Origin of the sequence: Opacimonas viscosa (genome assembly GCF_024199005.1) — a bacterium.
Lineage (GTDB): Bacteria > Pseudomonadota > Gammaproteobacteria > Enterobacterales > Alteromonadaceae > Opacimonas > Opacimonas viscosa.
Window position 1 is genome coordinate 1 of sequence record NZ_JANATA010000412.1, and the last position, 214, is coordinate 214.

Below are 214 nucleotides of genomic sequence, written 5' to 3' on the forward strand. Positions count from 1 at the left end.
CAGGGCAACCAAGGTTTTATCGACGGTATGTTGTCTTTGCTATTAGGTAAGACTAGCCCCGTTCTATTAGCAGACCGCGTTGCAGCGGTTCAAGCTCCAGGTGGTTGCGGTGCATTGCGTATTCTTTCAGAACTACTTGCCCGTTGTAACGACAACGCTAAAGTATGGGTAAGCGACCCAACATGGGCGAACCACATTCCACTTATCGGCTCTG

Annotated in this window: 1 protein-coding gene; it reads left to right on the top strand. The window is 50.0% G+C overall.

The features are described from left to right. The coding region (locus tag NLF92_RS14095; protein ID WP_254102898.1) for an aminotransferase class I/II-fold pyridoxal phosphate-dependent enzyme at nucleotides 1–214 on the top strand (214 nt) is incomplete at both ends.